This is a genomic window from Neotamlana nanhaiensis (assembly GCF_000943555.1).
GTDB classification, from domain to species: domain Bacteria; phylum Bacteroidota; class Bacteroidia; order Flavobacteriales; family Flavobacteriaceae; genus Neotamlana; species Neotamlana nanhaiensis.
Genome location: NZ_JTDV01000010.1, coordinates 19,579 through 32,913, shown reverse-complemented (window position 1 = coordinate 32,913; position 13,335 = coordinate 19,579). Strand labels below are relative to the sequence as shown.

13 protein-coding genes are annotated in these 13,335 nt (G+C 32.8%); 6 read left to right on the top strand and 7 right to left on the bottom strand.

Annotated features, from left to right (window positions below; all coding sequences use genetic code 11):
* Positions 1–52 precede the first annotated feature (52 nt).
* Together PK35_RS10640 and PK35_RS10635 are read right to left on the bottom strand one after the other, a co-directional pair.
* The gene (locus tag PK35_RS10640; protein ID WP_044626709.1) at positions 53–1,291 is read right to left on the bottom strand and encodes a hypothetical protein; all 1,239 of its coding nucleotides are present in this window, start codon (positions 1,289–1,291) and stop codon (positions 53–55) included.
* 2 nt (positions 1,292–1,293) lie between these two features.
* On the bottom strand, positions 1,294–2,013 hold the full coding sequence (locus tag PK35_RS10635; RefSeq protein ID WP_044626708.1) for a glycosyltransferase family 2 protein: 720 nt from the start codon (positions 2,011–2,013) through the stop codon (positions 1,294–1,296).
* A gap of 208 nt (positions 2,014–2,221) precedes the next feature.
* Between PK35_RS10635 and PK35_RS17970 the strand changes: the two genes are divergently transcribed.
* From PK35_RS17970 to PK35_RS10615, 4 genes are all read left to right on the top strand, one after another.
* A complete protein-coding gene (locus PK35_RS17970; RefSeq protein ID WP_044626707.1) occupies positions 2,222–2,872 on the top strand; it encodes a DUF4331 family protein in 651 nt (216 codons plus the stop codon).
* A 25-nt stretch (positions 2,873–2,897) separates the two neighbouring features.
* Positions 2,898–3,455 (top strand): DUF4331 family protein, encoded by a 558-nt coding sequence (locus tag PK35_RS17965; RefSeq protein ID WP_044626706.1) that lies wholly within the window; start codon positions 2,898–2,900, stop codon positions 3,453–3,455.
* A gap of 77 nt (positions 3,456–3,532) precedes the next feature.
* On the top strand, positions 3,533–4,825 hold the full coding sequence (locus PK35_RS10620) for a tetratricopeptide repeat protein (RefSeq protein ID WP_044626705.1): 1,293 nt from the start codon (positions 3,533–3,535) through the stop codon (positions 4,823–4,825).
* A gap of 14 nt (positions 4,826–4,839) precedes the next feature.
* A complete protein-coding gene (locus PK35_RS10615; protein WP_044626704.1) occupies positions 4,840–7,074 on the top strand; it encodes a TonB-dependent receptor in 2,235 nt (744 codons plus the stop codon).
* Positions 7,075–7,643: 569 nt separating this feature from the next.
* Here the strand turns inward: PK35_RS10615 and PK35_RS17610 are convergent.
* The 3 genes from PK35_RS17610 to PK35_RS10600 all read right to left on the bottom strand — a co-directional run bounded on the left by PK35_RS17610 (position 7,644) and on the right by PK35_RS10600 (position 9,756).
* Entirely contained in the window at positions 7,644–7,982 is a 339-nt protein-coding gene (locus PK35_RS17610) for a hypothetical protein (RefSeq protein WP_157841065.1), read from the bottom strand.
* A gap of 438 nt (positions 7,983–8,420) precedes the next feature.
* Complete coding sequence (locus tag PK35_RS10605; protein WP_044626702.1) at positions 8,421–9,224, bottom strand: anti-sigma factor; 804 nt, start codon at positions 9,222–9,224, stop codon at positions 8,421–8,423.
* A gap of 1 nt (position 9,225) precedes the next feature.
* Positions 9,226–9,756 carry an RNA polymerase sigma factor gene (locus PK35_RS10600; protein ID WP_044626701.1) on the bottom strand — a complete coding sequence of 177 codons (531 nt, stop codon included), beginning with the start codon at positions 9,754–9,756 and terminating at the stop codon, positions 9,226–9,228.
* A gap of 298 nt (positions 9,757–10,054) precedes the next feature.
* Between PK35_RS10600 and PK35_RS10595 the strand changes: the two genes are divergently transcribed.
* Together PK35_RS10595 and PK35_RS10590 are read left to right on the top strand one after the other, a co-directional pair.
* Positions 10,055–10,531 (top strand): Hsp20/alpha crystallin family protein, encoded by a 477-nt coding sequence (locus tag PK35_RS10595; RefSeq protein ID WP_082048575.1) that lies wholly within the window; start codon positions 10,055–10,057, stop codon positions 10,529–10,531.
* Between the two features lie 81 nt (positions 10,532–10,612).
* A complete protein-coding gene (locus tag PK35_RS10590) occupies positions 10,613–11,149 on the top strand; it encodes a hypothetical protein (protein WP_044626700.1) in 537 nt (178 codons plus the stop codon).
* A 354-nt stretch (positions 11,150–11,503) separates the two neighbouring features.
* On the opposite strand, the gene argE is transcribed toward PK35_RS10590, so the two are convergent.
* Positions 11,504–12,655: an acetylornithine deacetylase gene (gene argE, locus PK35_RS10585; RefSeq protein WP_044626699.1), complete on the bottom strand. Its 1,152-nt coding sequence runs from the start codon at positions 12,653–12,655 to the stop codon at positions 11,504–11,506.
* An 8-nt stretch (positions 12,656–12,663) separates the two neighbouring features.
* Complete coding sequence (locus PK35_RS10580; protein WP_044626698.1) at positions 12,664–13,290, bottom strand: YceI family protein; 627 nt, start codon at positions 13,288–13,290, stop codon at positions 12,664–12,666.
* Positions 13,291–13,335 lie beyond the last annotated feature (45 nt).

Genomic DNA, 13,335 nt, shown 5'->3' with positions numbered 1-13,335 from the left:
GGGTTTAGGATATAAAAGTAGTGTTTTTAGATATTATAGTGGAATTTTTAGTTTATATGTTAAAATTATTTTTTGTTTTAAAATTAAACGTAGAGTAAAAGATCCATAGAAAAAGAAAAGGAAGAATAGGATAAAGAATTCTTGGATAGGCACATAGTAAAGAACTTCCAAAAAGGTATATTAACACAAAAGTTAAAATAACGAGGATACTAAACGGAAGTTTTTTTAAGTTTAAAAAATTAAAAAGAATACTTAGGCATAAAAACACAAAAACAAAACTATTAGGAACTGCATAAAAAATAAAACCAATATTTTGCGGCGTGTAACTATTAGGTATATCTAAAAACAATCGGCTAATATTTGAAATATAATTTTTAACGAATTTTTTCGGATTTTGCTTTATTTGAGCAATTGCTTTTTCTTTTAATGACGCATCCTTTTCAACAGGTTTTAAATTGCTTATTGAACTTAAAAATGTATTGTGATTTTTATATTGTGGTTTGGTTTTAAAATATTTATCGCTTGCTAAAACCCATTCGCCCTGTTCGTTTTCGTAGGGTGTACTTAACCAATAAATACATTGGCCTCCAGCATTGGAGTAGTAGGGAAATTTATTGGTTAAAGTATAAGTGTAAAATAAATAGGGAAGCGATAATACATTTGCAAATACACATATTATTAAAATTCGTTTAGCCGGAGATTTAAATTTTTTAATGGCTAAAGCAAATAGTGAAATACCAATTAATCCAAAGATTACATAAGCAAAAATTACCTTTGTTAATAGTAATAATACTAAGTATATCGATGCTACTAAAATATGTTTTCGTTTACCTTTTTTAATTGCAATTGTTAAGTAAAACAATAAACCACAGGCTAAAAAAAAAGCAAACCCTTCTGTTAAAATATACTTTAATGAGAATAATAAATTGGGGTAATATAGCCCTAAAATATAACTACAAATTATGGCTTGTTTTTTATTGAAAAACTCTAAACAAGTTTTATGAAAAAAATATACACCAGAAAAAATAAAAATAATGTTTAGGCTTTTTAAAAACACTATGGATGCATTTAAAAATACAAACGGAGCCAGTAATAACGGATATCCAGGGCCATTCCATAAAAATAAAGCGCCATCAATGGCATAAGTGCCGTTTATTAAATTTTCTGCGTATTGAAGGTAGCGTGCTTGGTCTCCTCCTAAACCATTATCAATTACTAAAAAAGCAATTAAAATATAAAGTATAAGTAATGGAAAAAAAAGGAATATAGATTTAAAATGACTTATTTTCATTTTTAAAAATTAAAGCGATACTTAAAAATACACCAAATTGCCCTAAAGCCATCTTTCCAGCCTATTTTTTTTCCTTCGTAATAAGTTCGACCGTAATAGCTTATACCAACTTCATAAATACGGATGTGTTTAATTTTCGAAATTTTGGCTGTTACTTCTGGCTCAAACCCAAATCGTTTTTCTTTTAATTTTATAGATTTAATAATGTCGCTTCTAAACATTTTGTAACATGTTTCCATATCGGTCAAATTTAAATTGGTAAACATATTTGATAAAAATGTTAGGAATTTATTACCTATGGTGTGCCAGAAAAATAATATTCTATGAGGTTTGCTTCCCATAAATCTAGAACCATAAACAACATCTGCAAAACCGTCTATTATAGGTTTTAATAAATCGTTGTATTCTTCAGGATTGTATTCTAAATCTGCATCTTGTATTACTAAAACATCTCCTGTTGCCATTTGTATGCCAGTGTGTAAGGCTGCTCCTTTACCTTGGTTAATTTCATGCTCAAAATAACTAATTGGTAAATCTGGGTTTACAGAAATGTAGGAGCTAATGGCGTTTTTAGTTTTATCTGTTGAGCAATCATTAACTATTAAAATTTCTTTTTCAATGTTATTTATAAGTTTTACCGATTTTATTTTGTTTAAAATGTTGTGAATGGTTTCTGCTTCGTTATAGGCAGGTATAATAACTGAAAGTTTATGTATTGTCATTAACGATATACTAAAGGGCTAGAATGAATTATCCTATGGTTTAAACATAGCTAATTTACTAAATAAAATATACTTGTTGTAATGGTGATTGATTCCTTTTGAAGGTAAATTCATTTCATTAACAAAATTTTAACAAAACCACTCATTTATATTTTCCGTAGGTATTTGCGAGAGTTCAAAAAATATTAACTACAAAACCTCAAAAACTATGAGAAATTTAAAAAAACTATTAGGAATTGGAGCCGTAGCCACCGTTGTAGGCTTCATTTTAGCAGCCGACCACATTGATGCGCCGGCAGTTCAAGGCGGTAGCAGCGATATTACCGATTTTTATGCCTTTCAAGGTGAAAACACCAACAATATTGCGTTTGTAGCCAACTTACAAGGTTTGTTGAGTCCTGCTAGCACAGGTTCGGCAACTTTTGATGAAAATGTTATGATTGAGTTCAACATCGATAACACAGGCGATAATGTTGAAGATTTAGTTATTCAAGCATTACCAAGAGATGGTAAAATGTACTTTTTTGGTCCGGTAGCACCTTCGCAAACAGGATTAAATAGTGTTGTTGAAACGTCTGCAGCATATACTGGTTGGGTATATATTTCTGCATACGGTAGTGATCCGTCAATAGAAACTAGCAATGGAATGAGCTTTTTTGCTGGCCCAAGAGATGACCCATTCTTTATGGATTTCGCGCAATACAGTGAAATTATTGCTGGAAATGCTACAAGTTTTAATATGCCAGGAGCTGATACTTTTGCTGGAACAAATGTGATGTCGGTGGTGGTTGAAGTGCCAAAATCTATGATTGGTGGTACAGGAACCATTAACACTTGGGTAGAATCTAAACGTAAATAATAATTAACCTTAAAGCACAATACACATGAAATCTATAAAAATAATAACCGCAATAGCATTGTCAATTTTAGCCTTTAATTGTTCGAATGATGATGATAACACTATGATGGAAATGCCAATGGAACCAGATTTTTCTGGAACTTACATGCAAGAAGATCAAATGGGGCGACCTGCCGTAAACACTGTTTTTGTCTCATCAGATAGTAAAGATATGTTTAATACTACCATTCCGTCGCAGCAAAGTGGCAACTTTCAAAGTATGTTTCAAACCAATTTAACGGGATTAAGTCCAGCATTTGCAAACGATGGCGACATGAATGCCCTTGGGCAAGATGCTGCAGCCTTTACAGGTTTGTTAGCTACCGATGTTTTAAACGTATCGCTAGATGGCACAACAACATTTTATGATGGCACTAATGTTTTAACTGGTAGAGCCTTAGCCGATGATGTTATAACCGTAGAATTACTTCTAATTTTTGGAGGTGAAGATTTTAGCGAAAATCCAGGACTATCTAACGATAATGTTAACGAAAACGATAAACCCTTTTTGCCCGCGTTCCCATACTTAGCCTCACCATGGTAATACCTTTAACTCTAAAACGAGCTGTTTAAGTCTCGTTTTAGAGTATTAAAAAAATCCTAACAACAAAACTCAAACACATGACACCAATATATAAAATATTAAGCGCTTTACTAATAATTGTTTTATACAGTTGTGGTAATAGCAACCAACAAATTACCAATGCCAAGGATTACGAGCCTTATTTTGTGAGTGAAGAGAACGAGATGTTGCAATTAGCAACTGCAGATTTAAAATTCTGGGAAAAAAAGCTAGAAAAAGAGCCCAATCAATTTCCTTATTTAGCTAAAATTGCAGCATCTCAATCTCTTATATTCAGCACAACAGGCGATATTAATGCTCTAATTGAAGCCGAAAAACAGCTAGTAAAAGCTAACGAAATAACAGATTATAATACGCCAGGTTATTTGTGTGCATTAGCACGAAATTATATTTCACAACATAAATTTAAGCAGGCTTTAGAGCTATTGAAAAAAGCCGAAACAAACGGCGAAAATTTACGAGCAACTCAAAAAATGCTTTTCGATGTACACCTTGAACTCGGTAACTTTGATGTAGCCAAAACTTATCTTGAAACAATTAGAAAAGCAAATGATTTCGATTATTTAATAAGATTATCTAAATGGAGCGACCATCGTGGTAATTTAGACGCTGCTATAAAATACATGGAGCAAGCCAAAGCAATTGCCGAAGCATCAAACATTTCTGGAACTAAGCAATGGGTCTATACTAATTTAGCCGATTATTACGGTCACGCCGGAAGAATTAACGATTCGTATGCACATTATTTAAAAGCACTTGAGCTAAATCCGGATGATGCTTACGCCAAAAAAGGAATTGCTTGGATTGTATATTCTCATGAAAAAAATCCAAATGAAGCCTTACGAATTCTTGAGGGCATAAACACCAAATTTAATGCGCCAGATTATCATTTACTAAAAGCCGAAATAGCCGATTTTAAGGGTGATGATGTTTTAAAGGAAAACGAATTGACTTCTTATTACAATGCTGTAAAAAATCCGATGTATGGCGATATGTATAACAAATACAACGTTTTGCTTTTTGCTGAAGACGACACAGCTTCGGCGAAAGCCTTAAAATATGCACACATTGAGGTTAAAAATAGACCAACGCCGCAGTCGTACGATTTATTAGCGTGGACATACTTTAACCATGGCGAAGTTGATGATGCTTTGGATATTATGGAGACGCACGTTATTGGTAAAACTCACGAACCTGATGTGATTTTACACTTAGCGAAAATTTATAAAGCTAAAGGCATGTTAAAAAAAGTTAAAGAATTAAAAAAGGAATTGGAAGAAAGTACTTTTGAGCTCGGTCCGGTAACGGCAAAAGAAATTAAAAACATCTAACATCAATCTAAAAAATGAAAGTACTAAAATTCATAGCGATTTGTTTGTCTTTGTTCATGGCTCAGGTCACTTTAGGGCAGCAAGTAAAAGGCGTTGTAAAAAATGAAGCCAACCAACCTTTAGAAGGCGCTTATGTTTACAATTTAAATACGAAAACACATGCGCATACTTCAGAAAGCGGATTGTTTATTATTGAAAATTCTAACGTTGGCGACTCGCTTAAAATAGGTTTGTTAGGCTATAAAACTAACATAGTTGCTATTGCAGCTTTAAATGAAACAGAGGTTTTAACGATTGTGTTAGAGGAAAAATTATTTCAGTTAGATGAAATGGTTTTACAAGAACAACAAAACCCAATAAGTACCATTGCAAGATTAGATTTAAATACCAATCCTGTGAATTCATCGCAAGATGTATTACGAAAAGTACCTGGTTTAATTATTGGTCAGCATGCTGGTGGAGGTAAAGCAGAACAGATATTTTTACGTGGTTTCGATATCGATCACGGTACCGATATTTCAATTAATGTAGATGGTATGCCCGTAAATATGGTATCGCATGCACACGGGCAAGGTTATAGCGATTTACACTTTTTAATCCCGGAAACGGTAAGTAAAATAGATTTTGGTAAAGGTACCTACTACGCTAATCATGGCGATTTTACAACGGCGGGTTATGTCGATTTTTCAACAAAAGATTATTTAGAAGATAGTCAAGTCACGTTTTCAGTGGGGCAATTTAACACCATTAGAACACTGGGCATGATAGACTTGTTAGAAAAAGAAAAAAATAAAAACGCCTATATGGCTGTTGAATATTTGCAAGGTGATGGCCCTTTCGAATCACCTCAAAATTTTAACCGATTAAATCTTTTTGGTAAATACGTGGTGTTTTCGCCAAACAACGATAAATTAACCTTAACGGCATCGCATTTTACGAGTCGTTGGGATGCGTCAGGGCAAATTCCGCAACGCGAAGTTGATAATGGTAATATTTCACGCTTTGGAGCGATAGACGATACCGAGGGCGGAACCACGCAACGCACCAATTTAAATGTAGAATACAACAAAAACGTATCGGATAATACCACCTTTAAAACCAATGCTTTTTACTCGCATTATGGGTTTGAGCTATATTCGAACTTTACCTTCTTTTTAGAAGATCCAGAAAATGGCGATCAAATAAAACAAAAGGAAAACAGAGATATTTTCGGAATTAATTCGGCGTTAAACTACAACACATTTTTAGGTGATACCGAATTTAGTTTAACATCAGGTCTGAGTTTAAGACACGATGTGGCAGCAGATACCGAGTTGTCTCACACACTTAACCGAACTACAACCTTAGAGCAAATACAATTGGGAGATATCAACCAAACGAATATTGGCGCTTATGTTAATACAAAATTTGAAATGGGAAGATTTGCCATTGCTCCGGCCTTACGTTTCGATTATTTTACGTTTATGTACAACGATAAGTTACAACCAACATATTCTAATGCTACCGAGCATAAATCGACTGTAAGCCCAAAATTAAACTTTTTTTATAATGCCACAGATAATTTACAATGGTATTTAAAGTCGGGTATTGGGTTTCACTCCAATGATACGCGTGTGGTGGTTAGTAATCAAGGACGCGATATTTTACCAAAAGCTTATGGTGCAGATTTTGGAACAGTTTGGAAACCAACTTCAAACTTAGTGTTTAACGGAGCGTTATGGTATTTGTTTTTAGAGCAAGAATTTGTTTATGTGGGTGATGCAGGTATTGTTGAACCAAGCGGAAAAACAGAACGTTACGGTCTCGATTTAGGCTTACGTTACCAGTTAACCGATTGGTTGTTTTTCGATACCGATGCTACCTTAACACATGCAAGAAGTACCGAAGATCCTGAAGGTGAAAACTACATTCCGTTAGCGCCAAACTTTACTATGGCAGGTGGTTTGGCTGTAAATAATTTAGATGGTTTTTCCGGAGGTATTCGCTACAGGTTTATTGATGATAGACCAGCAAATGAAGATAACAGCATTGTTGCTGAAGGTTACTTGGTAACCGATATAAATGCTAATTACCAATGGAACAATGTCACCTTTGGTGTAGCTATTGAAAATTTATTTGATGTGGCTTGGAATGAAACACAATTTGCAACAGAATCGCGTTTACAAAACGAACCAGCATCCGTTGAAGAAATACACTTTACACCAGGAACACCTTTTTTTATAAAAGGTTTAGTAACATACCGATTTTAAGTTAAAAATAATATTGTTGAAATAAAGATAGATGATGATGAGAAAGAAGCCTAAACGAAGCGTTTGATTTTTTAGGTTTTTTGTTAGGTGAAAGCGTTGGTTTAGTTAATAAATCAGCGCTTTCTTGATTTATAGGGTTTATGTTCTAAAAAAACTTAGGTTTTCTTAAATAAGACGCAAAAATTGTTGCTATGATGATTAGGAATATTAACTCGTATGGTTTGCCTTTATACATGTGAATAAATAAGATAAATGTCATGTAAAGTGATAATAGAGTTGTTCCTAATATTACCGTTTTATTATATAAAAAAAGCCCTGTTGCGAGCAATAGAAAAATGCCTGTGGCAATCATAATTCCACGATTAGTAACAATTTTATCGGGTTGATTAGTTTGAATTATTTTATTTAAGGCATTTGTAATAAAAAAATAAGGTAAGGATCAAAGAGGCTAACCATGTCAGTATTAATTTCAAAAGATTTTTTGATTCCATAAAAATATCAACAAGTACTTAGGTTTGATATTATCTTTCGGTTAAAGGTTATGTGTAAAATAAGAAATATTTCCGTTTTTAAATTATATAGTAAACCAAAAAGTACGATATATGGTACAAAATAAAACAGATTAAAGCATGTATGTATGGCGAGTAGTCTTTTTTATTTTTATAATCCATCCATATTAAAAGTAATAGGATACCATTCATTAGGGCATATGCTATAGGCATCGCTAAAGAACCAAAAGGTAAATTATTAAAAGCAATTCTACCTATTATTGGATCTATGAGTACAAGTGACGTGGCAATCATATACCTCATGTGTTTACTTGGTACTTTTCTATATTTTATGGCGAGTGCATAAAGTATTATCAATATGATAAGATCTCCAATAGGAAAAACAAGATTGTAATACATCTTTCTTTGAAAAAGATTATACATCATTGGAAAGAAGCTTACTATCCATAATGGAAAAATGATATAGGTCGATTTACCTAAAATTTTATGCCACTTATATTTTTTATTGACTATTAAAAAAGGTTGGCATATCAAAATTAAAACCCAAACAACCGAGATAATTGTATGTACATGAGTGTATTTGTACATGTTATTTTTAAACGCGGGAAAATATTTAAAATAACTTGGGTAAAATGCAACAAGCATTAAAGGAATAATAAGAAGCAATAAAAAGCCAGATTTTCGATAACTTTTTTCCATTTATCAATTTATGTTTCTGTCTTAGGAAGAGATTTTATAAAACTAATGAATTTTAACTTATTTTAATCAGGAAAATGGAACTAATTAAAAATAATAAGAAATTAAAATAGATTTATAAAAAGTTCAAAATTAAAAATGTTACGATTCAACAACACCAAGCGTATACAATTGTTCCATGGTTGGTGTTTCACTTCCGCCAGCAGGCTCAAGGGTAATACCAAATGCTTCACTTTCGTTTGCGTTTTCTATTTCAAAAATTTTGTTTTCATCGGTTGTAAAACTATCTATGGTACCTAAACTTGTTGGTGTTAAAGGCGCTAGAGTTAATGACCAAACTTGATAAACTTTGCCTTCAGGAGGTTCTGGTAAACCTTGGGCATCTAAAAATATAAGCTGTTTGGTTTTGTCCCAATACACTTTGGCGTAGGTACTCGCGAAATTACCTTGACCAGCAAGTGGTACTTGGGTAATGTTGTCATCACGTAAAACACTAATTAATGTATGGGCTTCTGTTAAGCTATTTTTAGATTTTTCAATTTGAGTTTCTAACAATTCTTGCTGCGTTTCGGCAACTTTAATATCGTTTTCTAAAGTTTTGTTTAAACTTAATGTCCATAATAAGCCACCAGCAAGAACAATAGATGCAGCCCAACCTGTATAAGTAACCCAATTGTACTTAGGTTTATTTATAGAGATAACTTTCGAGTTATTTCCACCATCAATTAATCGTTCTCGTATAGTTGAGAATGATGTAATTTGATCTGTTGGTGCAACCGAAGCGGTTAATTTTACAACTGCCGATTCAATTTCTAAAACTTCTTGAAGTATTTCGGGGTGTTGCAACATCATTTGATACACTTCTCTGTTTTCTTTTTCAGAAAGTGCACCGGCTACATACATTTCTAATATTCCGGATTCTATATAATTTTTTATCTCTTCCATTTTAGTTTAAAACTAAATTTCTTAATTCTTTTATACAGTTTCTATTTCTAGTTTTTATAGTACCAATGGGCATGTTTAAAGTTTCTGATGCTTCGGTTTGTGTATAGCCTTTAAAATAAAGCAGTTCTATTACTGATTTACATTTTTCGGCAAGCTTGCTTACAAACTTTTTTATACCAATAGCATCGGTTTTATTATCTAAACTATCATTGGTTTCTAAAATATCTACGAAAAAATCGGAGTCGAGGTTTTGTTTACTTTTTTTGAAGGCCTTAGAGCGCGTTTTATCTATTGCAGCGTTTCTAGAAATGTTTAAAAGCCAGGTGAAAAATCGCCCTTTGCTAGACGAGTAGGTATCTGCTTTATGCCATGCTTTTATAAATACGTCTTGCATGACTTCTTGTGCAATATCGTTGTCTCTAACGATATTAAAAATAACACCATGCATGCTTTCGCTGTACATGTTATAAAGTGTTTCGAAAGCTTTTTCATCTTTTTGCTGAAACTTTTCTACTAAAAGCTCGAGTTGCATAGGCTTATTTTTTGGGGAAAGTTAAGCTTATTTTTTTGTAATTGAAAATATTGATTACCTCGATTTTAGCTAAACGTGTTCGTGTATGGTTTGTTGCGTTCTTGCTAAGATAGTAAATAAAGATATATCCATTGTTCAGAGCAATGCATTATACACGTTGTGGTGTTTTGTGCGACACCAATCATAAAATAATGTCATTTTGACATTTTTATTGTAATGGCATTTTTTTTGAATTGATTACATGGAATCATAATGGATTTCATTTTTGAAATTTTGTTTAATTTAAAATTTTATTATTATGAGCAATTTAATTAATGTTCCTAAAAATGGAAGTTTAAGTAGCACTAATTCAAATTTAAACTTTCCAAGTTGGTCAAGTTGGATTGATGAGATTTTTAATCGTGACTTACCATCAGTTTTTACTTCAAATTTTAATACCGGAATGACACTTCCAAAAGTTAATATCAGAGAGACCTCTGACGCTTACTTTGTTGATATGGCTGTTCCAGGTATGAAGAAATCAGATTTTGAAATTAATCTTGAGGATCAACTATTATCTATTTCTACTCAGGTTAACGAAGAGAATCAATTCGAAGATGAAAACTTTAATAGGCGGGAATTCGGATATGCTTCATTTAAAAGATCATTTACATTACCAGAAACCGTGAATGAAGATAAGATTAAAGCCAGGTATAACGATGGGATTTTAAGTATTCATCTGCCTAAGAAGGAAGAGGCAAAGCAAAAACCTCCTAAACAGATTACTATTTCTTAGTAAGCATATAATGATCAAGGAAGAATATTACTCTTTCTTGATCATTCATTTTATTCATTAACAATTTTTAAACGTATAGATATGAAAGCTAATATTTTATTACTGCTTTTGGCTTTTTTAAGTTTCAGTTGTGATGGTCAAGTAAGTGAGCAGAAAAAAAACAATTCTTCAGGGTTAGAAAGAAATAAAGAGGAAATTGTTCCTAAGGGATCATGGCAGGTTAATAAGGAGTTTGATGAGAATGGGAATCTTAAAAGGTTTGACAGTATTTATAGTTGGTCCTCATCGGGCAATATGAAAAGTATAGACACCGATAGTGCTTTTAATAGGATGCAATCTTTGATGGAAAAACATTTTTCAATGATTCAATCACCAGATATAAATACTTTTACTAACCATGATTCTATATTTAAACAATTCTTCTCAAATAATTTTTCCATAAATGACTTTTTTTCTAATGGTTTAAAGTCTGGAATACCCAATATAGATGATAAGATGAAGCAAATGGAAGCCTTGAGACAACATTTTTTTAATGACAATTATAGATATATTATTCCTCCAGAAGAGGATAATGAAAATACCAATGGTGAAAAAACTATTGAGAGAACGCAGATATAAAATTTTTTATGGTTTAATACTTAGAATATCGGATTATGAAAACAAAGCCTGTAAAAGTTAAAGTACTGAGTCAAGAAGGTAATTCCTATCATATTCAATTTCCATATTTAGAAGTCCCTGTAACTGTAAATGAACAGTTATATAAAAAGATGCTACAAAGTACTGATTATAAGTTTATTTCTTCTAATGCCTCAGTAAGACAAAATTGTTAGTTGTAATTGTTTATATTACAAAAAGTTAAATGATTGTTCTCTTTGAGCAATCATTTTTTTTTTAAGAAAACTAGAAAAGTAAGTCTTTATGAGTTTTAAACATGACTAGGTTTATAAGGAATATTCCATATAAATTAAAACCTTATTTTTCCAAATAAGTAACTAAGGCTTCTATCATTGCGGTGCCTTTATTTAATTGGTCTTTCGAAATAAATTCGTTGGCACGATGCGCTTGTTTAATAGAGCCAGGGCCACAAATAATGGCTTCGAAACCTGCATTGGCAAAATAGCCTGCCTCAGAAGCATACGAGACTGTATTCCAGTTATAATTTCCTGTAATTTCTCCAATTAATGTAACGGCTTCAGAAGATTCATGAGTACTAAAAGCAGGAACAATCCGATGGTTTTCTTCAACTTTAATTGTAAAATTTGAGAAAATAGCGCGTTTTATGGTTTCTCGTTCTTTACAAAAGTTTATTAAATCTTGGTGTAGTTTATTGGGGTTATCTTTGGGTAAGCATCGCATATCTAACGAAAGTGTGACGTTGTTTGCGATAATATTTGCAGCTATTCCGCCATTTATAGTACCAACATGAAGCGAGGAGTGTGGCGGATTAAAACGAACGTCATTACTCGTTTTAACCAGTTTTTCCATTTTTGTTTCTGCCCAAAGTACAATTTTTGCGGCTTCGTGAATGGCGCTTACTTCTTGGTTTATGCGACTGCTATGACCTTCGGAACCGTTAACGGTAATATCTAAAATATGAATACTTTTTTGACCAATTATAGGCTGTAGCATGGTGGCTTCACCAATAATCGCAAATTTTGGTATTTCGCTGTATGTAGATTTAATGTCATTTATTAAATCTTCGGCACCTAAACAACCAATTTCTTCATCATAAGAAAAGGCAAAATAAATAGGTTTTGTTAAGTTGGCTTTTACCATTTTAGGCAAGGTCGCAAGACAACAGGCTAAAAAGCCTTTCATGTCGCAACTGCCGCGAGCGTAAAGGTTACCGTCAGCTTTTTCAACTAACTCAAACGGATTGGTGTCCCAAGGTTGATTTTTCACGGGAACCACATCAGTATGCCCCGAAAGAATCACTCCGCCACCCACGGCTGGCCCAATTCTACAATGCAAAGAAGCTTTGGTATTATCGTTATTGTAAACCAAAAACGTGGTAACACCAAAGCTTTCTATATATTGTTGTATCCAATTAATAATTTCTAAATTAGTATCGCCACCTAAAACAGGAAACGATACTAATTTTTCAAGAATTTGTTGGGTAGTCATTAAGAATTTTAATTTTCTCTTAAGTAAGTCTCTACATTAATAGCAACATCTTCCCAAGTTTTACTAACGCCATCTGGACCTTTATGTAAATCGAAACAAACTTTATTTAATGCAGCAAGGGCATCTAGTGCATTCCATTCTGCTAGTTGCATTGTTCCTGTTAAACTTACACGTCTTTCGTCTGTAATTTTTATATCAAGCGGTAAATCTTTTGTAACACCATTCATGGTTAAGGTAGCTTTATACTTCCCATTTTCAGCATGAAGTTGACCGCTTATAAACTCAGTATCTAACATGCTACCAAAAAAAGAATCTTTAATTTTAGCATCACGTGTGTTCGTAGCATCATTTGTGAATAAGCTACTAATAGGAATAGAGAAACTTAAATTGTTTAAAGCTTCCTCTGGAGTGTCACCAGACTGCTCTTCAAATTTAGCGGTAGTAAACTCGCCACCAACGGCTTTCTTCTCAGTAGTTTTGTAAGCTGTCCATTTTACCGAAGTAGCTTCTGGTTTTACAACAAATTTTTTGGTTGCAATTGCTTCGGTTTCTTCAGTTTTGGTTTCTTTTTTCTCGTTTTTACAAGCGATAATACTTAAAGATAAACAAAGTAAAAGTATGTTTAATTTTTTCATTTGGTTTTCAATTTTTGAATAACTCGAAATTAAGGCAATTTAACA

Bases quoted from the DNA above. Each gene is read 5' to 3' on its own strand.
- PK35_RS17965 (WP_044626706.1), top strand. From the start codon at position 2,898: ATGAAATCTATAAAAATAATAACCGCAATAGCATTGTCAATTTTAGCC.
- PK35_RS10580 (WP_044626698.1), bottom strand. From the start codon at position 13,290: ATGAAAAAATTAAACATACTTTTACTTTGTTTATCTTTAAGTATTATC.
- PK35_RS17970 (WP_044626707.1), top strand. From the start codon at position 2,222: ATGAGAAATTTAAAAAAACTATTAGGAATTGGAGCCGTAGCCACCGTT.
- PK35_RS10590 (WP_044626700.1), top strand. From the start codon at position 10,613: ATGAAAGCTAATATTTTATTACTGCTTTTGGCTTTTTTAAGTTTCAGT.
- argE (WP_044626699.1), bottom strand. From the start codon at position 12,655: ATGACTACCCAACAAATTCTTGAAAAATTAGTATCGTTTCCTGTTTTA.
- PK35_RS10640 (WP_044626709.1), bottom strand. From the start codon at position 1,291: ATGAAAATAAGTCATTTTAAATCTATATTCCTTTTTTTTCCATTACTT.
- PK35_RS10635 (WP_044626708.1), bottom strand. From the start codon at position 2,013: ATGACAATACATAAACTTTCAGTTATTATACCTGCCTATAACGAAGCA.
- PK35_RS10595 (WP_082048575.1), top strand. From the start codon at position 10,055: ATGAGCAATTTAATTAATGTTCCTAAAAATGGAAGTTTAAGTAGCACT.
- PK35_RS10615 (WP_044626704.1), top strand. From the start codon at position 4,840: ATGAAAGTACTAAAATTCATAGCGATTTGTTTGTCTTTGTTCATGGCT.
- PK35_RS17610 (WP_157841065.1), bottom strand. From the start codon at position 7,982: ATGTATTACAATCTTGTTTTTCCTATTGGAGATCTTATCATATTGATA.
- PK35_RS10605 (WP_044626702.1), bottom strand. From the start codon at position 9,224: ATGGAAGAGATAAAAAATTATATAGAATCCGGAATATTAGAAATGTAT.
- PK35_RS10620 (WP_044626705.1), top strand. From the start codon at position 3,533: ATGACACCAATATATAAAATATTAAGCGCTTTACTAATAATTGTTTTA.
- PK35_RS10600 (WP_044626701.1), bottom strand. From the start codon at position 9,756: ATGCAACTCGAGCTTTTAGTAGAAAAGTTTCAGCAAAAAGATGAAAAA.